A 22,138-nucleotide genomic window follows, 5' to 3' on the forward strand; every position below is an offset into this window, starting at 1 on the left:
ATCATGGAGCTGGACTTCTCGCCGGTCTGGGCCGGCTGGCCCGACCTGATGCGCGGCGCCGCGGTCACGGTCGAGGTGACAGCCTGCGCGCTGGTGCTCGGGTGCGTGATGGGTTTGCTGGTTGGCATCGGCCGGCTCGATCCGCGGCGCCGCGCCGTGTATGGGATCTGTACCGCCTACGTGACCGCGATCCGTGGCACGCCTTTGCTGGTGCAACTGTTTTTGCTGTTCTTCGGGCTGCCGCAGTTCGACATCCTGCTACCGGCATTTGTTTGCGGCGTGATCGGCCTGGGCATCTATTCCGGCGCCTATGTCTCCGAGATCGTGCGGGGCGCGATCCAGTCTGTCGACAAGGGCCAGATGGAAGCTGCGCGTTCCATCGGCATGTCGTCAGGCCAGGCGATGCGCGCGGTGATCCTTCCGCAAGCGATCGTGCGCATGATTCCGCCGCTGGGCAATGAGTTCATCGCATTGATCAAGAACTCTGCACTGGTATCGCTGCTGACCATTAACGACGTGATGCACGAGGGGCAGAAGATCATCAGTGTGTCCTATCGCTCGTTGGAGGTGTACCTGGCAATCGCGTTGGTCTATCTGCTACTGACCAGCGCCGCTGGATTGTTCCTGCGGCACATGGAGCAACGGCTGCGTATGGGAGGCATGGTGCAATGAGCGATTCCGCAATCATCCGGATCCGCAATCTGGGCAAATCCTTCGGCGACCATATGGTACTGAAGGGCATCGATTTCGATGTGGAGCCATCGCAAGTGGTGGTGGTGATCGGGCCCAGCGGCTCGGGCAAGAGCACGTTCCTGCGTTGCTGCAACGGCCTGGAGCAGGCGGAGAGCGGCACCATCGAGATCTGTGGCACCAAGCTGCTCGATCAGGGGCTGCTGATCGCCGACCCGGAACTAAACCGATTGCGCACGGAAGTCGGGATGGTGTTCCAGTCCTTCAACCTGTTCCCCCACCTGTCCGTGCTGCACAACGTCACGCTTGGTCCCCGCATGCTGCGCGGCGCCTCGCGCGACGACGCCGAGCGCAAGGCGATGGCGCTGCTGGAGAAAGTGGGCCTGGCACACAAGGCGCACGCCATGCCGGCCAGCCTCTCGGGTGGACAGAAACAGCGTGTGGCCATTGCGCGCGCGCTCGCCATGGCGCCGCGTGTGATGCTGTTCGACGAGCCTACCTCTGCGCTCGATCCTGAGCTGGTGGGCGAGGTCCTGCAAGTGATGAAGGTGTTGGCCGCCGAAGGCATGACGATGGTCGTGGTCACGCACGAGATGGGCTTTGCCCGCGAGGTTGCCGATGTCGTGGTGGTGATGGACGGCGGCGGCATTATCGAAGCCGGTCCGCCGTCCGTCATCTTCACCGCGCCCACGCAGGAGCGCACGCGCGGTTTCCTGCAAGCCGTGCTGACGCGGCAATGAGCATGGCAATGACAGAGTCTGTCTGGCAGGGCCGTAGCGACGCTGGCGAGCGTGGTGACACCAGGCGTTTGTTCCATGTCGTGCGCGCCGCGGGCGCGCCGCTGCCGGCCGGGTCGCCGGTGGTGGTCGGGTTTGCCTGCGATGCCGGCGTGCTGCGCAACCACGGCCGCGCCGGCGCGGCGCAGGGGCCGGATGCAATCCGCCGCGCCCTGGCCAACGTGCCCGCGCACGGACTGCCGGCCTTGTACGACGCTGGCAACGTGATCTGCGAGGACGATGCGCTGGAAGCCGCCCAGGAACGCTTGGCGGGGGCGGTCCGTGCCGTGCTGGACGGCGGCGGCTTGCCGCTGGTGCTGGGCGGCGGCCACGAAGTCGCCTGGGGCAGCTGGCAGGGGTTGCGGGCGCATCTGGATGCCGCCGGCGACGGCGGCCGGCTGCTGATCGTGAATATCGATGCACACTTCGACTTGCGTACCAGCCGGCCAGCCAGCTCCGGAACGCCGTTCGACCAGATCGCGTGCGAGAGTGCGCGCCGCGGGCTGCCTTTCGACTATGTCTGCCTGGGCGTAAGCCGTCTTGCCAATACGCCGGCCCTGTTTGCCCGGGCCGACGAACTGGGGGTGTCTTACGTCGAGGATGTCGACTTGCAGGAACGGCATCTCGATGCTCGCCTGGCCGCGTTGCGGGAGCGCATGGCCTTGGCCGAGCATGTCTATCTCACCATCGATCTGGATGCGCTGCCGGCGGCCGTCATGCCGGGCGTCTCGGCGCCCGCTGCCTTTGGCGTGCCGCTGGCGGTAGTCGAGGCGCTGGTGGGCGAGGTGCGGCGCAGCGGCAAGTTGCGCGTGGCTGACCTGGCAGAGTACAACCCCGGCTACGACCGCGATCATCAGGGCGCGCGGGTGGCGGCACGGCTGGCGTACCGGTTGCTGGCCTGAGGCGGTGCCCGCTTGCCCGGGGTCCGTCTCCCAGCGGCAGTCTATTTCCGCCGTGCCAGCGGCAATGTCGCCAGCCGTTCCAGCACGACGGCACGCATGCCCGCCGGCGCCGGCAACTGCTCCAGCAATGCCGGCCAGCGCTCGTTGGCCATCGCCACAGCGTCTTTCACGGCAGCGGTGGCGATGCGCTCGGCGATCCGGGCCTCGCGCGCGAACTCGCGGTAGGTCTGCAGCGTTTGCCCGCGCTGCTGGCGGTCGATGGCCACGTTCTGGCCGAAGCCGGCAAAGCCCGGCAGGGCGGCCACGCTGACGATGTCATAGGCGGGCGACAGCTCCGGCGCGATGCCGTTGCGGTACAGGAAGGAGAAGTTCTTCAGGTGGGCGTCGCTGTTGCCCAGCAATGTGTTGACGGCCTGCCGGATAAAGAACTGCCGCACATCCTCGATCCCGCGCACGCTCAGCCGGTCGAGCAATTGCACCAGCACGGCGTAGGCGTCGCGGCCGGCGTACTTGCTATTGGGCATGCGGGTCAGCAACTGGCAACCGTCTTCGGCATGCACGCGTCCGCCAGGTTCTCGGTCAAAGCGGTCCACGGCAAGGAAGTGCAGATCCGCGCCAAGGGCCTCGGCCAGCCCCTCAACCTCGATGGCGGCAAGCGGCACGGGCCGGCACGGCGCCACCGCCACGCCAGCGGCCTGCGCCAGCTGCATCGACACGTATTCGTTGAAGACCTGGCTATCGTCATTGCGCGCGGGCAGCTTGGCGATCAGGTCCGACAGGTGCCCGTGGGTGGGCATGGTGTAGCGCTTGCCGGCATGTGCGGTGGAAAGTGCAATCTTGTTCTGCACGCCCGAGACCGAGGCCGCGCCTTCGGTGGCGCCTTCGATCACGGCGATTTCCAGGTTGTCCGCGCCGCCTGTCACGCCGATGGTGCGCACGTGCGCGGGCAGGGCATCGATGGGCGCGGGGCGCACCACCACCGCGCCCGGCAGGTCGTCGCCGGCGGCGGCCAGGATGCCGAAATCGTCACGGTCTTCGGGATGGCGGCGCGTGGCCTCCAGGCGCTTGCGCAGCTCGCTCTCGGGCAGCAGCCCGGCGAAGTAGGGCGGCAACGCCGCGTTGGTGTTGTACAGCGCGGGATGGAAGGGGTTGGACAGCACCGAGGCGCTCAGCGTGTCGTTGCCGGGGAAGGTCAGCGAAAGGCTGAGCGTGGGCCGCAGCGGGTCGCCACGGAAGGCTTCCGCCGGCACGAAGCGGCAGGTGCGCCCGACCTCGCACAGATGGCCGCACAGCACGCCGTGCAGGTGCACTTCCAGATAGCGGGGCCGCAGCCCGGTGCTCATGATTCCTGCTCCAGGAACATTTCCACCGAGGTCTTGGCCTCGCGGTCCGGTCCGCTGTCCTTGCCCTCGACCAGGCGCTTCACGGCGAGCAGGTGCTCGCGGGGCACCAGGACCCATTCCGCATCGAGCGCGGCACCCACGGCTTCGAGTGTGGAGGCGCGCACATCGCTGCGGCCGCTCAGCGCCGTGGTCAGGTTGGACGGCGCCATGCCGATCAGCCGGGCCACTTCCCCCAGCGAGGATTTGCGTGCGGCTCGGCGTGCCCGGAGCTGGTCGTAGAGTGATGCCATGGCATATTTTCATCTAAAAAGATATGAAATAGCATAGCATACGACGGTGTTTGTTATGTTATTGCATAATATATATCAAGTTTATATGTCATAACATAGTAGCTTGCGCGATCAGGCCGCCTTGCTCTGGTCTGCCGCTTGCCCTGCGGACGCCAGAATGCGGAAGCGGCCCAGCTGTTGAGGAACAGGGATCGTGCGAGCGATGTACACAATGTGTAAAACCAATCACATTGCCAAAACACTTTGATTTCTAAGCGAATTCGTTCCGTAAGTACGCTTTTCGACAGTTGCTGAAAGGCAACGTCAAGGCCATGGATGCTCAGCATTCGTGAGACTACGTCGAACTCGCCAAAATCGCAGTTGCTTCGCGAAGCTTGCGCAACGTCCGACAGGAACGTTGGTTCGCATTGAAAAGCTACAGTCGCATGAATGCTGAGCGTGAAAAGGCTACGCTAGCATGAATGATGAGCGCGGCTCGCACGAATGACGATCTTCAACAGTTGCTGAACGGGCCCCAGTGGGACTCAACAGGGTTGGTGCTCGAGCCAGCGCACTGGGAGCGAGCCGTCCGGGAGTCCGGTTACGTGGCTGCGCAGCAGACAGTGCGGCTGCAGGTGTAGCGATGGTACTGCCAATACTGATAGTGCCGCCGATCCCGGTACAGGAAGCAGCCCCGCGCCAGAACAGAAAGCAGTGAATGGCCGCGACGCGCTCATATGCTATTGGCGCCGGGTGCTATGGCTGCCGCCACAAGCTATCGGCAATTGGCAGGGCAGGGCGGTGGCACTGCGCGGCACGACATTTGGGTTCGGCGGGATGACAGAAGCCGAATCGTACGATCTGCTTCGCGATTGCGAGCGGCTGACTCGGCTACTGCTGCGCCGATCGTGGGCGAGCCTGCCGCGGCTCCAACGGCGGTGGATCCGCAACGCTACCCGGGTCTTCGATCCAGGCATGCCGACTATCAAGGTGGCACGAGCGCAGACGAATGCTGCTGCCTGGCTGCTTTCGGCGATGCATTGGTGCGGCTGCCGCCATCCCGATGCCCTCCGGTGCAAGCCGCTGCATCCGCCGACAGGGGTGGTGCGCTGGCTGAGCGGCTTCAACGTGGTCGAACAGAAAGGCCATCCGCGCGCCATCATGACTAAGCTGGCGCAAAAGGTTGGGCGCGTAGAACAGCAAAGCCGCAAGCTCGTCAGCGCAATGAGAGGGCGAAAGGGAGTCGTCGCCTTGCTGCCCGAATTGCTGCTGTGAAAGTCGGCCCCGTAGAACAAATCGAGGGATTCATAGGATGGTTGCAACTTTACTACGCAAAAGTTGCATCTTTACTACACTTCACGGCAAGCGCGTCCACTTGCGCCGTGGATCCAGTTGTCCGCGCATACCCGGCTGCATCGCCACGTGCCACTTCGGCCCTGCGCTTCTTCGCGTTTATTCGCGCCCCGGTACCCAGCATCGCTAAAGGCCACCGTCTCTTCACCTTGCAGTAGCAAGCAAGCTTGCGTCACGTCGTTGACGTTGCTTGTGCTCAGACGAGGTACTGATCCGTGTATTCACCGCAAGGGACGGTAGACATGACAGGCATGTTCCTTTGCGCCAAGGCCGCCGCGCGGCAGATGCGCGGTGGCGGCGGCGGGCGAATCGTCAACACTGCATCGATCCTGTTTCAGTGCGCCAAGCAATTTGCTCGTCACGTCCCGCAATTCCTGAGCTAATTACTAACTAGTGATTGCCTTCTCGTAGTCAGCCCCGAGCTCGCCCAATACTGAGCGTGCCGGACGCGGTGCACCGAGATGCAGGTAACGTAGTTCATCCATAAGGGCACTCCAAAGTGAAGGGCCGCCCTTTTCCAGCAGTTCCGAGCGCAAAGACGCCTCCGGATGCGTATGCCGAAGGCCCCAGACAGCCATATATGCGAGCAGAGGTACAAGCTGTATGGCCGCTTCCGTGAGGCTGTAGATGCCTTTCTGTTGATGATTCGGATCCGGAGATCGTGTCAGCAGGCCAGACGCGGTCAAGTGCTTCAGCCGGCTTGCGAGGATGTTCGAGGCGATGCCTTCCTTGTTGTGCTCCAGCAGAGCGCCATAGCTGCGCCTGTTCTCGAACATGACATCGCGGATAACGATCAGGCTCCAGCGGTCGCCCATCTGCTCAAGCGTCAAGTTGATCGGGCAGCCCGATCGTCTTGTTTGGGACAAAGTCTTCTCCTGAATTTCTACTTGCATTATGCAATTGCTGGGCATACCATGCAACCACTTGCACAATGCAAGTGCCCGTAGAGATCTTGGCAGATCGTTAGGAAACACTATGAAATTCTCAACCATCACTTCGCATGCCGTTCTCGCGGTATCGCTGGCATTCACTGGCACCTTCGTTGCAGTAGCACCGGCCCACGCTGCAGCGCCGATGCAGCACAAGCAGGTTCCGGGCTTCTATCGCGCCATGATTGGCGACTATGAAGTCACCGCGCTTCATGACGGCAGCGCCGGCATTGACTCCAGCCTCCTGCATGGCGAACCGGGACTCATCCAGTCCCTCTTGGAGCGCTCCTTTCAAAACGACCCCAAGAATGTCTCGGCAACCGTCCAAGGCTACCTGGTCAACACCGGCTCCAAGCTTGTTCTCATCGACACGGGTGCGGGCGGCCACTGGGGCCCACCCGCGCTGGGCAAGCTGGTGCAGAACTTGAAAGCCTCCGGCTACAAGCCGGAGCAAGTTGACCTGGTGCTGCTGACCCATCTTCACGCCGATCATGTTGGCGGAATCTACAAGGAAGGGAAACGTGTCTTCCCGAACGCGACCGTGATGATGAAGAAGGCCGACTCCGACTTCTGGCTGTCGAAGGAAATCATGGCCAAGGCCCCGGAAGACGCAAAGATCTTCTTCAAGGTGGCACAGGATGCAGCCGCGCCTTACATCGCTGCCGGCAAATGGAAGCCGTACGAAGGCATGGACGAAATCGTCTCCGGCATCGCACCGTATGCCATTCCCGGCCATACGCCCGGTCACACCGGCTACATGATTTCCTCAAAGGGTCAGTCGTTGCTGGTCTGGGGTGACACCGCTCACGTCCTCGCCGTCCAGATGCCGCACCCGGAAATCGGCATCGCCTTCGACTCGGACGGCGCGACGGCCATCAAAACCCGTGAAGACCTTCTGGTGAAACTCGCCGCGGACAAGACGATGATTGCCGCAGCCCACATGCCGTTCCCCGGCCTGGGCCGTATTCGAAAGGCCGACACCGGCACTGGCTACGACTGGGTACCCGCAACTTTCCTCAACCTAAAGTGAGGTGAACCATGGCCTACGATTCCTCTTCCGCCCGCAAGCTCCGCGAAGCGATGTTCGCCTTCAACATTGCGCATCCCGTAAGCACGATCGAGACGCTCCGCGTCGGCATGGAGGCAATTTCACAAGCAAACCCGCCGGCGGCTGACCTAACCGTCGAGCCGACCCAACTCGGTGGCATAGCCGCGGTGGCGATTACGGCTCCCGATGCGTCCAAAGACCGTGTCATTTTGCATTTCCACGGTGGCGGCTGGGTGGCTGGCTCTCCTGCCTCGCATCTGGGCATGCTCGGAGAGTTGTCTCGAGCGGCTAAGTCCCAGGTTATCGTCCTGGACCACTCCTGGGCGCCCGAGCACCCATTCCCTGCTTCCTACGACGAGTCCATCCGCGGCTACGAAGCAGTGCGTGCGCTTGGCAAGCCGTTTGCCGTGACCGGAGATTCCAGTGGCGGCGGCATGGCTCTCAACGTCCTTGCCTACGCATCCTCGAAGGGCCACAAGGACGCACGAGCAGCACTACTCATTAGCCCATGGGCAGACTTAACGCTGACGCTGCCCTCGCTAACGCAGTTGGCCGACCGCGACCCAATGGTCAACGCGAGCGCGATGCGGGCGATGGTCGAGGCTTACGCTGGCAACCACGATTTGAAGGATCCGCGCATCTCACCGATGTTCGCCGACATGCGCGGCTTTCCTCCACTGCTCATCCATGTCGGAAGCGACGAAGTACTTCTCGACGACGCCCTTGAAATTGACCGGAAGGTGCGCGCGGCCGGCGGCAAGTCGTACCTCGAGGTCTGGCCGGAGATGCTGCACGTCTGGCACATTCAGACAGCCTCATTGCCTCAGGCCCACGACGCGCTGCAGAGAGCCGGCGAGTTTCTCATTGGGCACCTCGAGAAGTAGCACGCACGCCCTCAACGAAGACTTAGACACCAGATTGGAGAATGCAATGACTACTGACACCAAGACACCGGCAACGGCCTGGATGGAAATCGTCAAGAAGAAAGGAACCAGCGAATTCGCGGCGTCGTTCACCGCTGACGCCAGCCTTCAGACCTCTGCCCTCAGCAAGGCCGTGGTCGGCCCGACACTCATCGGGGCGTTCTTTGCCGCGACGAGCACGATGTACGAACAATTCGTGTTCACTGCGGAGACGGTTGACGGTGCGAAGACTTACCTTGAGTGGGATGCCATCCACGGTGGCAAGCCGGTCGCCGGCACCACCATACTCACTCGGAATGAGTCTGGTCTCATCAACAACATCAAGCTCTTCCAAAGCCCGTTTCCCGTCGTTCGTGAATTCTCATCTGGCCTTAAGGGGCGACTCGAAGGAACACTCGGTCAAGACTTCTTTAGTTAAGCAGGGAAAACATCCAACTTCATCGCCTCATTTGACCTGAACAACACAACCAAGGAAGCACTCATGCCAACATTTCACGCTCACATTCCAGCTAAAAAGCTCTCTAGCGAAGAAAAGCGGGCCCTGGCGGATGCCTTGAATCTCGCTCTTCATGAAGCCATGGATGCGCCTATGGATGACCGTTTCGTCATCATCAGTGAGCACAAGGACGATGAATTCTTCATTCATCCGACCTTTCCTGCCATGGAGAGATCCGACAAGCGCATGGTCGTAACGGTGACGTTCGGTACGAGCAGGACCGTGGAGCAGAAACGCAAGCTCGCGGAGTTGGTTACCCGATACGCAGTAGAAAAGGTTGGCGTCAGCGAAGACGATATCAGCTTGATGATGTATGCCATTCCCTTGGAAAACATGAGCTTTGGAGGCGGAAAGCTGGTCTCTGATATCGACCTTTCCATGCCTTGGGTGAACAAGTAAGAAGGACGCGCCTGCCCTGTTCTTGAAGCTAGGGCGCTGAATTGGCGGGAAACGGAAGTCTCGTTCGTTTCTAAGGCGTGGGACCACGAGGCTTCGATCCGAAACCATTCCCTGGACGGAACTCGCGATTGGAAAGTGCCAACGCTCCGGCCCTTTGTGCAGCAGACTCACCGAGCCGGAGGCTTGGAGTCTGCAGTCCTTGCGCCCGTCCACAAAGAGTTAGAGCTATGACCGACTGGCACTTCTACGAACCGGCACGGGGGCATGCCCTGCGTCATGATCCGCTCAACGCCATCGTTGCTCCGCGACCGATTGGGTGGATCAGCACAATCTCTAGCGACGGCGTGCGCAACCTTGCGCCCTACAGCTTCTTCAACCTGTTCAGCTACAAGCCTCCGATCGTCGGCTTTTGCTCGCTTGGTGCGAAGGACTCGCTCGCCAACGCGCGTGACACCGGCGAGTTTGTGTGGAACCTAGCTACGCGACCGCTTGTCGAGGCGATGAACGCCTCCGCGGCAATGGTGCCCGCGCACGTCGATGAGTTCGAGTTGGCCAAGCTGGAGACGCTGCCCTCCGCCAAGGTGCGGCCAGCGCGCGTTGCGGCTAGCCCGGTGCAGTTCGAGTGCGTGGTCACCCAGATCGTGCAGCTTGAGGCGCAGGGCGGCGCGGCGCTCCCGGCGTGGCTGGTGTTAGGCGAAGCAGTAGCGATCCACATTGACCGGCAGCTCATCACGAACGGCGTTTACCAGACTGCGCAGGCGCGCCCGATCCTGCGCGGCGGTGGGCCGGCCGACTACTTCGAAATCGGCGCGGGACAGCTCTTCACGCTTGAGCGACCGGGTGATTGACTTGGCGTCGAGCGAGATAGTGCACGTAGCGATTCATCGCTGGCCGCTTGATGGCGGCCGGAAATTTTCCGCGGGACTCGGTCGCCACCTGCAAGGCAAGGTCGACGCAAGTCACTTTTACGGCGTCGCCTGAAATCTTTCTACAAGGAGAAATCCCATGTTTCAACGTACCGATATCGCATTCGAAGCCGAGGGCGGCGTCACGCTGCGCGGCTGGCTCTATGTACCAGCCGGCGGCACCGGGCCCCATCCCGCCATCACCATGGCGCATGGCTACGCAGGCGTGAAGGAGCACGGCTTGGAGCGATTCGCCGAGAAATTCGCCTCAAACGGCTTTGTCGTTCTCCTGCATGACCACCGCAACTTCGGCGCCAGCGACGGCACGCCGCGCCAGGATATCGACCCATGGCGTCAGATCGCCGATTGGCGGCGCGCGATCAGCTTCCTCGAACACCAGGACGTCGTCGATCCGAAGCGCATCGGCTTGTGGGGCACGAGCTATTCCGGCGGCCACGCACTCGTGCTTGGCGCAACTGAACGCCGCTTGCGCGCAGTAGTCACGCAGGTGCCGACGATCAGCGGCTTCGAGCAAGGACTGCGCCGCATTCCGCCCGACGCCGTCGCCGCCATCGAGGAGGCCTTCTCGGCGGACGAACGCGCGCAGGCACGCGGCGAGCCGCCGCGCCGGCAGACGATCGTCAGCGCCGATCCGGCCGTCCCTGCTTCGTACCGCGCCAAGGACGCCATCGAGTTCTATCTGCAGCCCGTGCCTGACGGTGCCTGGGAGAACAGCGTCACCGTGCGCTCTACGCGTGCTGCGCGCATGTACGAACCGGGCGCGTGGATTGCGCGCGTGTCTCCCACGCCGCTGCTGATGATCGTCGCGCTCCAAGACACGATCACGCTGACCGATCTCGAGCTGGCGGCCTACGAGCGGGCCCTTGAGCCGAAGCGCCTCGTGACGATCCCCGGTGGCCACTTCGATCCGTACGTCGCAAGGTTCGATCAATCCAGTGCCGCCGCACTGGACTGGTTCAAGGAGCACCTCGCGTAACCACTTTGCAACAACGCAGGAGCCCGACATGTCTCATCTCACCCATACCATCGAGCATGGCATTGCCACGATCATTCTCGATCGCTCGCCGCAAAACCGTATCGGCGACCGGATGGTTGACGAACTGGCTGTAGCAATCAACGCGATCGAACGCAGCGACGCACGCGTCGTGCTGGTGCGCGCTGAAGGCGATAACTTCAGCTTTGGCGGCGACATCATGCCGTGGCCCGACGACACCCCCCGCCAGTTGCGTGCGCGCTTCGAGGGTTACATGGACGTCTTCAATCGCTTCGAACGCCTGCCCTTGCCTGTCATCGCGGTGGTGCACGGCTTGTGCGCCGGCGGTGGTTTCGAGCTGGCGTTGCGCGCCGATGTCATCTTTGCCGCCGAAAGCGCAACGTTCTGCCATCCGGAACAGTCGCTTGCCTTAGTGACCCTGCTGGGCGGCATCTACCGCGTCGCCGAACGCGCAGGACGCGCACGTGCCATGGAATGGGCACTGACTTCCGAGCGCGTCCCCGCCGCAACGATGGAGCGCTTCGGCGTGATCAACCGCGTCGTCGCCGATGCCGGGCTGCTTGCAGAGGCGCACGCGTTCGCCGGAAAGTTCGTGCACGGCCCGACGCGCGCCCACGCCGCCCACAAGGCCTTGCTGCGGGCCTGGGCCAACGGCGGTGTCCAGGCGGCCGACGATGTGATGTTCAACGTTGCCATGCCCTTGTTCGAGACAGAGGACGTGAAGGACGGGCTTGCTTCGGCCATCAAGGCCCTGAAGGCCGGCACACCGCGCCCACCGCTCGAATTCAAGGGCCGTTGATCCGCCACGCAAGCCCTGCAAGGAGCGCACATGCAGGAGTTGCTGGAGCGGGTGGTCGAGGCGCACGGGGATTGGCGCGCTAGAAGCGGGATGAAGCGCTCAGCGCCACGATCGTGACGGGTTGCCTTGCCCCAGTACCTCACTTGATTAACAGAAGGAATTCACATGCCTCATCCATTCCCCGATTTTCGCCTTACTGGCCAGGTCACCGTCGTTACTGGTGGCGGAAGCGGTATTGGCAAGGCCCTCGCACACACGTTTGCTGGCGCAGGTGCCCGGGTCGTTGTACTAGATACAAACGGCGCGGCGGCAGAACAGGTGGCCAACGAGATAGGCTCGATGGCACAACATGCGGTTGCGGACGTGTCCAATGAAGACGCGATCGAAAGCGTCATGGAGGACGTCGCCCGCCAACACGGTCGAATCGACGTGCTATTCAACAACGCAGGTGTCAATCGGCGCAACACCTCGTTTGATTTGACGATCGCGGATTGGAATGCGGTTGTAGCAGTAAACATGACCGGCATGTTTCTTTGCGCCAGGGCCGCCGCGCGGCACATGCGCGATGGCGGTGGCGGGCGAATCGTCAACACCGCATCGATACTTGGTATTTCCGGCGGTTGGTATCCGAATATTGTCTACCAGGCTACTAAAGGCGCGGTGGTCAACATGACCCGTTCGTGGGCTGTCGAATGGGCGCCCTACAACATCCGCGTCAACGCTGTAGCGCCGAGCATTATTCGCACTCCAATGACCGAAGCGCTCACAAGTCAGCCGGATGTGGTTGCGAAGTTCGAAGCGCTGACACCGCTAGGACGACTGTGCGAACCTGCGGACATGACCGGGCCAGTATTGTTTCTTGCTACTGCCGCATCGAGCATGGTTACCGGCCACATCCTTCCCGTTGATGGCGGCGTATTGGCGCAATAACATTTGAACGGAGCCTGCCCCACCAGATCGATTATCCAGATCTGGGTGCGCAAGTTTCCTGCTCAATGTTCAACAGAATTTTCCGATTCCATCCTTCAAATTCTCATTTACTTTAACGGAGAGAGAAAAACTATGAATTACAAGGGATTTGACCTTACTGGACGAGTTGCAGTAGTGACCGGATCCACTTCTGGAATGGGCTTGGCAATTGCTCGGGGCTTGGCCCAATGCGGTGCGCAAGTCGTCGTATCAAGCCATCTCCAGTCGGACACCGACTCGGCAGCGTTGTTATTGGCAAGTGAGGGTTTCGACGTTAAGGGTATCCCCTGCGACATCACCAATCTCGACAACGTAAAGAATTTTTCTGAAGAGTCTAAGCGCGCCTTCGGTCATGTCGATATTGTCGTTTGCCATGCGGCAGGTCCGGTCCCGGTCGGGCCAATTGCCGAAACCGATATTGATCTACTGGACTCTTTGCTCCTCACAACAGTGCGAAATAACTTGGTGTTGATCCGTCAATTCTTGCCAGAGATGGCGGAACGCCGTTACGGGAGCGTTCTCATGACGTCCAGTATCGCATCGGAACGCGCCAGTCCGGCTCTTGGCGCCTATGGTGCGGCTAAGGCCGCGCTGAACGGCGTGGTACGCAGCATCGCGGCCGAATGGGGGCAATGGAACATTCGCGCCAACGCCTTGGCCCCATCGATGGTGCGCACGGCGTTCTCGCAAGTCATGTTGAGCACCCCGGACGCCGTAAAAGCGATGGCCGCAAAATCCCCCTCTAACCGCATCGCCGAACCAGACGACATCGTTGGCGCCGCGATTTTGTTGGCGTCGCCAGCCGGATCGTACATATCTGGCCAGACCCTGCTCATCGACGGGGGGCGCTCAATTATTTAAGCCGTACCACGGCGCGATCTACGCTGCAATTAAACGAAAAAATACGGAGACAACAATGTCGGATAAGAAAAAAATTAATGTCGTTTCGTTTATTGATGAGCGCCCGGTTGGGCGCTATCAGATATTCATTATTATTTTGGTTTTTCTGGTCGTTGCATTTGATGGAATGGATGTCGCGATCATGGGCTTCGCTGCACCGGAAATCATTCGCACCTGGGGCATTACAAAGTTGCAAATGGGCTCAATCTTGGGGGCGGTCTTCTTCGGCGTAGCAGTCGGCGCCCTCATTGCAGGCCCAATCGGCGACCGCTACGGTCGCAAGCTCATTTTGACCGCCAGCGTGTTCTGGTTCGGGGTGCTGACTCTGGTTTCCTCTCAGGCGCCAGACGTCAATACGTTGATCACCTTGCGGATCTTGACAGGCCTCGGCCTCGGCGCGGCATTGCCGAATGCTGTTACGCTCATTTCCGAGTATGTACCCGTGCGGAAACGTTCGTTAATCGTAACGATCGTCTACAGCGGCTTTACTGGCGGGGCTGCCGTTGCCGGCCTGATTGCGGCGTGGCTACTCCCGGTGTTTGGATGGCGAGTCATGATCGCAATCGGCGGGCTACTCCCGATCGTATTGGCCCTTATCCTAGCTATTTGGCTGCCTGAATCGGTGGCATTTCTCACGCTTAAAGGAAAGCGCCTTGCTGCCATTCCTAAAATTCTCCGCAAAATCGACAGAGGCTCCAGCGTCCTCTCGGATGCCACGTTTTGGATTCCAACGCCCGTTGATCAATCAAAGGGATCTGTCGCCATCTTGTTCACAAAAGCCTATGCCATGGGGACATTTTTGTTGTGCGTCGCGTATTTCATGGGCGTGTGCGCCACGTACGTAATGGTCAACTGGCTGCCAGTCATTGCCAAGGACGCCGGTTTCACCCTCGGGCAGGGCGTGGTCATTACGACCCTGATCACGCTCGGCGGTCCGATTGGATCGATCTGTATCGGTGCGATCATGGATCGCGTACGTCCGCACTGGGTACTGGTACCGACGTTTCTGATCGCTGGCGCATTCCTCGCCTCCCTCAGCGTCGCGCCAAGAAATTTTGGTGCCTTGTGCGTATTGATGTTTGCCTTGGGGTGCTTCTTCCACGGATCAATGACTGGCTTGCAGGCGCTCTCGGCCATGTCATTCCCAACAGCGGCTCGCTCGACAGGGATCAGCTGGATGCATGGCTTCGGCCGCTTGGGCGCTATTGCCAGCGGCTTTATCGGCGCAACCATGATGGGCTGGGGATGGGGACTCGGACAGATTTTCCTGGCGCTGGCGGTGCCGATGGTCGTAGCAGCCTGCGCCGTCGCCGTTTTGGGCATGCGCAATGAGCGTACGCGTATTGAGCATAGTGAAATAGGTAGCTCACAGGCACTCAGTTTGCGAACCTGACCCTCGAATGGTCCTTCTGGTCCTTCTGGTCCTTCTGGTCGTTCGGGATGGTTGGGTAGTCTCATTACGACCAGCGGCTCGTGCAGTATGGCGATGCGGCCGTACGAGCAGCACGACATCAGCATCGGAAGACGGCCGGCCGTCTGGTCGAAAAATATCGGCGCTGACGCGTTGAGGTCGACATGGGAAGCGTTGCCAGTCGACGTAGCACGGCCGCGCGGGCCGAGGGGTGGTGTCGCCTTCGTGACCATTCCGTCGTGCGTGGGGATCTCGACATCCCAATCGCGATGATCACCGGGTGGCTCATACAGCCATTGACCTACATGCACCAAAAGTTGTCCACGATCGACGCGGCACTGCACTTCGTCGCGCAGAACCCGCATTAGCGCTCGGCGCTGGGTTCGCTGGTCCAGCGGAACCCAGCGGTCTCGCAGGCCAGATGCTGATGGCTCGGCAGAATGCGCGTGCGTATACAGCGATCGCAGCGACGCAAGGTAGGGAACCTCGATGTCGAGTCCGCACCGAGGTGACGCAGTAGGGTAACAGGGAGGACCCAAAGTGTGTTCAGCGGCCGCCCGCTTATGCACACGACGCCGATATGCAGCGCCAAGCCAAGCTTCATCGACCCGCCCACGCCGGCGAACGATCAGGCCCCTCTCGGCACCTGACTGCGGCCATTGCCGCCACGGCACCATGCTGAATCCCATGCTGTCATCGAGCATCGCGTATCGGCCGCTGGCGAGCATGACGGAACGTCGGTAGATGCCGGCCACGCGCTGCCCGTCCGCCATCGGGCGATGCTCCAAGCCGGTTTCGGCGGCGATGTCCTTGGCGGCTTGCGCTAGCTCCCGATTGCGCCGCGTGCCTAGCAGGTTGCGCGCCAGGATCACGCGCTGCCCGCGCCGCTGCGCCAGCCCCAGTTCTTCGAGGAAGTCGGCGCGCTGCTGCATGGCCTGCTTGGCATCGCCGCCAAAGCCCAGGTCGCCAAGTCCTCGGCCGCGGCAGATTAGTTGCTGGTCAAGCCAAGTCGCGCCGATGACGCGGGCCTGCCGCTCGATGGGCAGGTGCGATTTCAGCTCTACGGCCACGCCGCCCAGGCGCTGCGCATCGTACCGGCGGCCACGCTCGGCCAGGTCGTCCGGCACCTTCCATAGCCCTTCGGAAATGCGCGCCACGATGCCGGCCCGACGCAGTGCCTCTAGCCGCCGAACGTGAGCGGCGACGACTTCCTGCGGGTCGCGTCTCTCCTTGGCCCGGCCCTGTTCGATGGCCAGGTGGTGATCGGCGCGGTTGTTGAGGAACAGGGATCGTGCGAGCGATGTACACAATGTGTAAGACCAATCACATTGCCAAAACACTTTGATTTCTAAGCGAATTCGTTCCGTAAGTACGCTTTTCGACAGTTGCTGAAAGGCAACGTCAAGGCCATGGATGCTCAGCATTCGTGAGACTACGTCGAACTCGCCAAAATCGCAGTTGCTTCGCGAAGCGTGCGCAACGTCCCACAGGAACGTTGGTTCGCATTGAAAAGCTACAGTCGCATGAATGCTGAGCGTGAAAGGGCTACGCTAGCATGAATGATGAGCGCGGCTCGCACGAATGGCGATCTTCAACAATGGACGCCATCTTCCTACCTCTTGGCGAAAAAAAGTCTCTGAAACTACGTGCGTATTGCTGCGGTGGTCGCGCTTTTCTTCGATGCGTGGCGTTCTTCCGACTGCCTCGAGCACGGCGGCATCTACCAGTACGACCACCGCCTGGAATATTCGATGGCGATCGGCTGCGACGGCCGCGATTGACATGACGTCCTGGCGGCGATGGTCGGCTTTGGCTGCAACGCGGGAGCGGTACCCACGGATGGACCGTTCCAGGAAATCCTTCATCCCCAGCATGTGTTGGGGGTGCGGATTCAGTGCAAGTCAACTGCTTCTAACCGATTGCTCGAATGGGCAGTGTGGTACCTGCGCAGCCAACTGCGTATCTGGCTCGCCCGAGCTGGACGACTACGATCCAAGCGTCTTGCCCAACGATGAACGCGAAGATGGCGCAGTGCTGTGCTGCGTCTCCCGCGTTCACGAACCTGCTGTTATCGAATTCCAAAAAAGGCCCTGCACTGACCGAGTTCACAGCCTTTGGAGCGTTCAATGCGGGGCAGGAAGTGGAGATCCTAAGATACGTCCTTACCGGATCAGGCAGGTAGTAGGGTGTTTCTCGCGTCAATGAGGACCTGCCGATACTTCATCAGTCGTACTGCGGCATTGCAACCGGCCACACCGACAAGCCTGCCTTGATGGCGATACTCGACCAGGAAGGAGCCCTTTTCCAGATCGTCGTGAACGAACTTGCATTCGTCGGCGTCTTGAGGACTACCGAGTGCTTGAATGCGTTTGCCGTGCATGTCGGACCAGAAGTAGGGCACATACTCATCCCAGCGTGAGTACTCGCGGCCCGTAATATGATGGGCAACAATGCGAGCTTGTTCTCGCGCGGAGGTCCAGTGCTCGTCGCGCTTGCCCCAGGTCCCGTCTTTTTGAGCCCAGTTTGCGACGTCGCCAGCGGCGTACACATTGAGGCAATTCGTCTGCCCAAAGCTGTCACACACGATGCCATCTCGAACTTCGATGCCAGAGTTGGCGAGAAGCTCGGTATTCGGCAACGCACCGAGTCCTGCCACCACAATGTCTGCCGTGTCGACGGAGTCGTCGGCAAGATGGAGCTGATACGGTTCCCCAACTGGCTTCAGAATCTGCTGCACGCGCGCACCGGTCTTGAGCGTAACGCCTGAGGAACGGTGCAGCGTAGCCATTCGTTCACCAACGTCGCGGCCGAGAATGCGAATGAAGGGAAGAGCGTCTGCTTCGTAGATGGAGGCGGCCAGACCCAGCTTTCGGGCACTGGATGCCACCTCTGCACCGATGAATCCCCCACCGACCACTGCCACATGCTTGGCTGTGCGCAGGGCATTAGTAAGGGTTAGCGCATCGGCGAGCTCGCGGATGGTCAGGACGCCCTCTGGCGCGCTAGGGAAAGGACGGGCACGGGCTCCGGTCGCAATAATCAGGTGCGTGGCAGAAATCGACTCGCCCGACGCGAAGCGTACGGTCCGTGTCGACCCATCTACCTGTGAAATGGTTTCACCGAGGCGCAGTTCGATCCCGTGCTTCCGATACGCCTCTTCGTCGTGCAGACGTACCGATTCGGTGTGGGCCTCTCCGGTAAGGAACGCCTTGGACAGGGCGGGACGGTCGTAAGGAAGATGCGGCTGGGCATCCACCAGCGTGATCGTACCTTCATAACCGCATTCGCGTAGCTCAGTTGCCGCGCCAACGCCTGCGATTGAGGCGCCGATGATGATGACTGAATTGCTCATGAATTATGTCCTAAGACAACGCCGTGCGTAGCGCAACTATGCACGGCGAATCGGTCAGATGATGCCGCTCTCGCGGTTCTGCTTCAGTGCCTCGCTGGACATCCCGATGACTTCGCTCAGAATCTCATCAGTGTGTTCGCCTAACAGCGGCGGGCACTTCACGACAGGTGTTGGTGAGCAAGACATCCGCACGGGCCAGCCCGGCAATACGACGGGACCCCGAACGGGGTGCTCGACCTCGGTGAGAATCCCGGTCGCCCGTAGCGATGGGTCATTAATCAGATCCGCGCTGTCGAGGACCGCACCGGCCGGCACACCTGCATTGTTCAGCAGTGCCATGGCTTTGCGCTTGTCCTGTTCCGCCATCCAGGGAGCGATGATGGCGTCAACCTCTTCTTTGCGGTTGAACCGCTCCGAAGGGGTGTTGTAGCGAGGGTCGTCGATCAGATCTTCCCGGCCGATCACCTTGAGCAGCGCGTTCCATTGCTGGTTTCCGGTGATGTTGTCGCGTGCCGTGTAGATGAAACAGAAGTCGTTAGCACCGCCTCCCTTGCACGCATACAGCGCCGACGGTGCCGAGCTGCTGCTGGGAGAGGCGTTACCAACGCGTTCGGCGGGAGAACCGGTAACCTGTTGACGGGCGATGGACATGCGGGAGAACGTGAGCGTTGCTTCCTGCATGGCAACTTTCACGTGCTGACCGAGACCTGTGGCCTGGCGCTGGTACAACGCGGCAACGATGCCTGTAGCCAGGTAGATGCCAGTTCCGGTATCGGCGAAGGTCGGGCCGGGCTTCAGCGGCGGGCCGTCGCTGACACCAGTGATGGCGACGGCGCCACCCATCGACTGGGCGATGGCATCGAAACAGCGGAAGTCGCGATATGGACTCTGATCACTGAATCCCTGAATCGAACCATAGACGATGGCTGGATTCAGTTCGCGAACCGCTTCGTAGCCGAAGCCCAGTCGCTCGATAGTGCCTGGCGCGAAGTTCTCAAGAAGTACATCGCTCTTCTTGATGAGTTCGCGCAGGAGAGCCTTGCCTTCTGGCTTCGCAAGATTCAGCGTGACGCCCTTCTTGTTGACGTTCAGTACCAGGAAGTACAACGAGTCAGCATCCGGGCTGTCCATGGAGGCGATTCGGGCCGGATCGCCACCTTGTGGCCGTTCGATCTTGACAACCTCTGCGCCAAGGAAGGCAAGAGCGGTCGCGCAGGTCGAACCCGCCTCCCATTGGGTGAGATCGAGTACGCGAACTCCTGAGAGCGCCAGCGGTGCGCCTTGACCTGGAGAGTTCTGTTGGGGGTCGCTTTTCATCATGAACCTTCAGAATTACTTCTAAGTGGCAACTGCTTAGTCTTCGACTTTGATGGCTTCGGCGGGGCAGACGCGCGCTGCGAGAACCACGGACTCGCGCAGATCTTCCGGCGGATTTTCGTTGAGCAGGATCACGATGCCGTCTTCTTCACTTTGGTCGAAGACCTTCGGGGACTTGAGAACGCATTGGCCGGCGGCGATGCAGCGGGATTTGTCGATGATGACGCGCATGATGGTTGACTCCGAGAATTGATTTACCAGGCGAGGGGCAGTTCGTGGACGCCGTAGACAAACATGTCGTGGCGGAAGCGGAGCTGTTCAAAGGGAACAGCCAAGCGCAGGTTCGGCAGTCGTTTGAAAAGGGTGCCGTACACGATCTGAAGCTCTGCGCGCGCCAGCACTTGCCCCAGGCACTGATGTACGCCGTAGCCGAAAGCGACATGGCGTGCAGCATCTCGACCCACGTCGAATGCATCGGGATTGGGAAAGAGTTCCTCGTCTCGGTTTGCTGCAGGGATGGAACAGATGACGCCCTCTCCGGCCTTGACCACATGCCCATTGACGTCGATGTCTTCCAGTGCAACACGACGTGCACCGGTATGCAGGACGCTCGAGTAGCGCAGGAGTTCTTCGACCGCATTCGGAATGAGGTCGGGGTCCGCCTTGATGCGGTTCAGCTCGTCCGGATGCTGAAGGAGCGTGAGCACACCGAGGGCCGTCATGTTTTGCGTGGTCTGATGGCCAGCGCTGAGCAGCAGGCGGACGATGTTCAGCAGCGTGTCGCGATCAACATTGCCGGGGTTGAGTTGCTCCTCGACCAGGCGGCTGATGACGTCGTTCAGAGGCTCTTGCTGCTTCTTGGTGATGAGCTTGTCGAGGTACGCAAAGAGCTCTTTCAGCGACGTGCGCACTTGTTCGGGCGTCGAGCGGTTGCCGAACTGGATCTGCGTGGCCTCGTGGAAGAAATCGTGATCTTCGAACGGAATGCCGAGCAGGTGCGTAATGATCTCGGTCGGCAGCGGGCCGGAGAAATGCTCCACAAAGTCTGCGCCTTGCGGCAGGCTGGTATAGCGGTCAATCAGACGGTCGACCGTCTCCTGAATCATCGGCTTGAGGTCATTGACTTTCTTGACCGTAAATTCCTTCGTCACCATGCGACGCAGGCGGTCGTGCTCAGGGTTGTCGATACGCAGGAAGGAGCGATCTGCGACGTCCGCGGCCTTGCGGCCTTCGTAGACGTGCGGAAAGCCCTCGCGGTTCGGCTCGCAGCTGAACTGGGGATGTGCCAGAACCACTTTGATGTCGTCAAATTTGGTCAGCAGGTAGGGCTGCGTGCCGTCCCAGAGGCGGACGCGAGCAAACGGCTCCTCGCGTCGCAGTCGCTGATATTCTTCGGGCGGGTGAAACGGGCATCCCCGTTGCATCGGGTAGCGCAGTTCGGTTGTGGAGGTAGTCATTTCGTCTCCTTCTTGGTCAATTCGTGTTAGTGCGTTGTTTGGGGGGGAACGGTGCGCTGATAGGCTTTGCCCCTGCTTGCGATCCAGCGGCTTCGGTCTGAGGCGCGGCGTTGCTCAAATTCGGCAACCCGTGGGTGCGGCAGGATCAGGAACTCGCCGGCGCCAACGCGATCCAGCGTGAAGCGCGCAACCTCTTCAGGTTCAAGGAAGGTCATGCCTTTGGCTGCGTTCAGGCTGTCCGCCTTTGTCATGGCGGTGCGTACGCCTTCGGGGCAAACGCAATGAACGGACACGCCTGTCCCACTGGTCGTGATAGCAAGCCATTCGGCGAATGCGACAGCGGCATGCTTGGTGGCGGTGTACGGTGCTGTCCGGAAATCGGAGAGAAGACCGGCCGCCGACGCCATCATTACGAACCAGCCGCGTTGGCGTGCTTGCATGCCAGGCATCAATGCTCGCGCGGCATGCACATGTCCCAGAACGTTGACGCCGATGCTGCGCTGCCAATCCAGCGCGCTGCCAATGCCGCTGCCAACGTTGATACCCGCGTTCGAGAACCAGAAGTCGATCTCGCCGATTTCCTGGCGAATGCGTGTGATCAGGCCGCTTACGGCTTCCTCACTGCTGACATCGAGGGCAACGGCGATGGCCTTCCCCAGATGTCGCGCGTTGATTTCAGCCGCGACGGATGTGGCATTCTCATGATTGATATCAGCGACGACGACATGGCGCGCGCCAGCTGCGGCCAGCACTTCGCAGAAGGCTCGGCCGATGCCGCTCCCGCCGCCGGTGACGACGGCAATCATGCCCTCTGCCGAGAAAGTTTGTTTTGTCTCCATGGTATAATGGTAGTACCAATGTTAGAAAAATATTGGCGCCAAATTC

At 60.7% G+C, this 22,138-nt stretch carries 24 protein-coding genes and 2 pseudogenes; 16 read left to right on the forward strand and 10 right to left on the reverse strand.

Annotation, left to right across the window (positions count from 1 at the left end):
* Positions 1-3: 3 nt before the first annotated feature.
* From AC1RWI_RS09790 to hutG, 3 genes are read left to right on the forward strand one after another with little or no spacing between them, the layout of a single operon-like run.
* Complete coding sequence (locus AC1RWI_RS09790) at positions 4-672, forward strand: amino acid ABC transporter permease (RefSeq protein ID WP_492865992.1); 669 nt, start codon at positions 4-6, stop codon at positions 670-672.
* Complete coding sequence (locus tag AC1RWI_RS09795; RefSeq protein WP_492865994.1) at positions 669-1,430, forward strand: amino acid ABC transporter ATP-binding protein; 762 nt, start codon at positions 669-671, stop codon at positions 1,428-1,430. Before AC1RWI_RS09790 ends, AC1RWI_RS09795 begins: the two co-directional genes overlap by 4 nt.
* Entirely contained in the window at positions 1,427-2,368 is a 942-nt protein-coding gene (hutG, locus tag AC1RWI_RS09800; RefSeq protein ID WP_492865996.1) for a formimidoylglutamase, read from the forward strand. The genes AC1RWI_RS09795 and hutG overlap by 4 nt, the downstream gene beginning before the upstream one ends.
* 41 nt (positions 2,369-2,409) lie before the next feature.
* Here hutG and AC1RWI_RS09805 read toward each other — a convergent pair whose 3' ends face one another.
* Positions 2,410-3,711 carry a type II toxin-antitoxin system HipA family toxin gene (locus tag AC1RWI_RS09805; RefSeq protein WP_492865998.1) on the reverse strand — a complete coding sequence of 434 codons (1,302 nt, stop codon included), beginning with the start codon at positions 3,709-3,711 and terminating at the stop codon, positions 2,410-2,412.
* On the reverse strand, positions 3,708-4,001 hold the full coding sequence (locus AC1RWI_RS09810; RefSeq protein WP_043355829.1) for a helix-turn-helix domain-containing protein: 294 nt from the start codon (positions 3,999-4,001) through the stop codon (positions 3,708-3,710). The genes AC1RWI_RS09805 and AC1RWI_RS09810 overlap by 4 nt, the downstream gene beginning before the upstream one ends.
* Positions 4,002-4,694: 693 nt before the next feature.
* Here AC1RWI_RS09810 and AC1RWI_RS09815 point away from each other — a divergent pair.
* On the forward strand, positions 4,695-5,255 hold the full coding sequence (locus tag AC1RWI_RS09815; protein ID WP_492866000.1) for a hypothetical protein: 561 nt from the start codon (positions 4,695-4,697) through the stop codon (positions 5,253-5,255).
* An 87-nt stretch (positions 5,256-5,342) separates the two neighbouring features.
* On the opposite strand, the pseudogene AC1RWI_RS09820 reads toward AC1RWI_RS09815, so the two are convergent.
* A pseudogene (locus AC1RWI_RS09820) lies at positions 5,343-5,530 on the reverse strand (IS5/IS1182 family transposase); the annotation flags it as partial.
* Positions 5,531-5,719: 189 nt separating this feature from the next.
* Positions 5,720-6,226 carry a winged helix-turn-helix transcriptional regulator gene (locus AC1RWI_RS09825; RefSeq protein ID WP_043355827.1) on the reverse strand — a complete coding sequence of 169 codons (507 nt, stop codon included), beginning with the start codon at positions 6,224-6,226 and terminating at the stop codon, positions 5,720-5,722.
* Positions 6,227-6,308: 82 nt separating this feature from the next.
* Between AC1RWI_RS09825 and AC1RWI_RS09830 the strand changes: the two genes are divergently transcribed.
* From AC1RWI_RS09830 to AC1RWI_RS09875, 10 genes are all read left to right on the forward strand, one after another.
* The gene (locus tag AC1RWI_RS09830; RefSeq protein WP_043355826.1) at positions 6,309-7,292 is read left to right on the forward strand and encodes an MBL fold metallo-hydrolase; all 984 of its coding nucleotides are present in this window, start codon (positions 6,309-6,311) and stop codon (positions 7,290-7,292) included.
* Between the two features lie 8 nt (positions 7,293-7,300).
* Complete coding sequence (locus AC1RWI_RS09835) at positions 7,301-8,194, forward strand: alpha/beta hydrolase (RefSeq protein WP_043355825.1); 894 nt, start codon at positions 7,301-7,303, stop codon at positions 8,192-8,194.
* A 46-nt stretch (positions 8,195-8,240) separates the two neighbouring features.
* Positions 8,241-8,651, forward strand: a complete 411-nt coding sequence (locus AC1RWI_RS09840; RefSeq protein WP_043355824.1) for a hypothetical protein — start codon at positions 8,241-8,243, stop codon at positions 8,649-8,651.
* Positions 8,652-8,714: 63 nt separating this feature from the next.
* Positions 8,715-9,128 carry a tautomerase family protein gene (locus AC1RWI_RS09845; RefSeq protein WP_492866003.1) on the forward strand — a complete coding sequence of 138 codons (414 nt, stop codon included), beginning with the start codon at positions 8,715-8,717 and terminating at the stop codon, positions 9,126-9,128.
* Positions 9,129-9,355: 227 nt separating this feature from the next.
* Positions 9,356-9,976, forward strand: a complete 621-nt coding sequence (locus AC1RWI_RS09850; RefSeq protein WP_011295810.1) for a flavin reductase family protein — start codon at positions 9,356-9,358, stop codon at positions 9,974-9,976.
* A 157-nt stretch (positions 9,977-10,133) separates the two neighbouring features.
* Positions 10,134-11,030 carry an alpha/beta hydrolase gene (locus AC1RWI_RS09855; RefSeq protein WP_011295809.1) on the forward strand — a complete coding sequence of 299 codons (897 nt, stop codon included), beginning with the start codon at positions 10,134-10,136 and terminating at the stop codon, positions 11,028-11,030.
* 28 nt (positions 11,031-11,058) lie between these two features.
* A complete protein-coding gene (locus tag AC1RWI_RS09860; protein WP_043355821.1) occupies positions 11,059-11,847 on the forward strand; it encodes an enoyl-CoA hydratase/isomerase family protein in 789 nt (262 codons plus the stop codon).
* A 165-nt stretch (positions 11,848-12,012) separates the two neighbouring features.
* Entirely contained in the window at positions 12,013-12,777 is a 765-nt protein-coding gene (locus AC1RWI_RS09865; RefSeq protein WP_043355820.1) for an SDR family NAD(P)-dependent oxidoreductase, read from the forward strand.
* A gap of 45 nt (positions 12,778-12,822) precedes the next feature.
* Positions 12,823-13,677 (forward strand): SDR family NAD(P)-dependent oxidoreductase, encoded by an 855-nt coding sequence (locus tag AC1RWI_RS09870; protein ID WP_492866004.1) that lies wholly within the window; start codon positions 12,823-12,825, stop codon positions 13,675-13,677.
* A 55-nt stretch (positions 13,678-13,732) separates the two neighbouring features.
* The gene (locus AC1RWI_RS09875) at positions 13,733-15,109 is read left to right on the forward strand and encodes an MFS transporter (RefSeq protein ID WP_492866005.1); all 1,377 of its coding nucleotides are present in this window, start codon (positions 13,733-13,735) and stop codon (positions 15,107-15,109) included.
* A 680-nt stretch (positions 15,110-15,789) separates the two neighbouring features.
* Here AC1RWI_RS09875 and AC1RWI_RS09880 read toward each other — a convergent pair.
* Positions 15,790-16,398 (reverse strand): annotated as a pseudogene (locus AC1RWI_RS09880) (DUF3363 domain-containing protein); the annotation flags it as partial.
* Positions 16,399-16,773: 375 nt separating this feature from the next.
* Here AC1RWI_RS09880 and AC1RWI_RS09885 point away from each other — a divergent pair.
* Together AC1RWI_RS09885 and AC1RWI_RS09890 are read left to right on the forward strand one after the other, a co-directional pair.
* The gene (locus AC1RWI_RS09885) at positions 16,774-16,908 is read left to right on the forward strand and encodes a hypothetical protein (protein WP_492866007.1); all 135 of its coding nucleotides are present in this window, start codon (positions 16,774-16,776) and stop codon (positions 16,906-16,908) included.
* A gap of 91 nt (positions 16,909-16,999) precedes the next feature.
* Positions 17,000-17,332 carry a 2Fe-2S iron-sulfur cluster-binding protein gene (locus AC1RWI_RS09890; RefSeq protein ID WP_492866078.1) on the forward strand — a complete coding sequence of 111 codons (333 nt, stop codon included), beginning with the start codon at positions 17,000-17,002 and terminating at the stop codon, positions 17,330-17,332.
* Here the strand turns inward: AC1RWI_RS09890 and AC1RWI_RS09895 are convergent.
* From AC1RWI_RS09895 to AC1RWI_RS09915, 5 genes are read right to left on the reverse strand one after another with little or no spacing between them, the layout of a single operon-like run.
* Entirely contained in the window at positions 17,298-18,479 is a 1,182-nt protein-coding gene (locus AC1RWI_RS09895; protein ID WP_492866009.1) for an NAD(P)/FAD-dependent oxidoreductase, read from the reverse strand. The genes AC1RWI_RS09890 and AC1RWI_RS09895 overlap by 35 nt on opposite strands.
* A gap of 54 nt (positions 18,480-18,533) precedes the next feature.
* Positions 18,534-19,799, reverse strand: coding sequence for a CaiB/BaiF CoA transferase family protein (locus AC1RWI_RS09900; RefSeq protein ID WP_492866011.1), 1,266 nt, complete (start codon positions 19,797-19,799; stop codon positions 18,534-18,536).
* Positions 19,800-19,832: 33 nt separating this feature from the next.
* Positions 19,833-20,027 carry a ferredoxin gene (locus AC1RWI_RS09905; protein ID WP_492866013.1) on the reverse strand — a complete coding sequence of 65 codons (195 nt, stop codon included), beginning with the start codon at positions 20,025-20,027 and terminating at the stop codon, positions 19,833-19,835.
* 23 nt (positions 20,028-20,050) lie between these two features.
* Positions 20,051-21,253, reverse strand: a complete 1,203-nt coding sequence (locus AC1RWI_RS09910; protein ID WP_492866015.1) for a cytochrome P450 — start codon at positions 21,251-21,253, stop codon at positions 20,051-20,053.
* Between the two features lie 26 nt (positions 21,254-21,279).
* Complete coding sequence (locus AC1RWI_RS09915; RefSeq protein WP_492866017.1) at positions 21,280-22,092, reverse strand: SDR family NAD(P)-dependent oxidoreductase; 813 nt, start codon at positions 22,090-22,092, stop codon at positions 21,280-21,282.
* Between the last annotated feature and the right edge of the window lie 46 nt (positions 22,093-22,138).

This window comes from Cupriavidus sp. MPR-AND1C, from assembly GCF_058809705.1.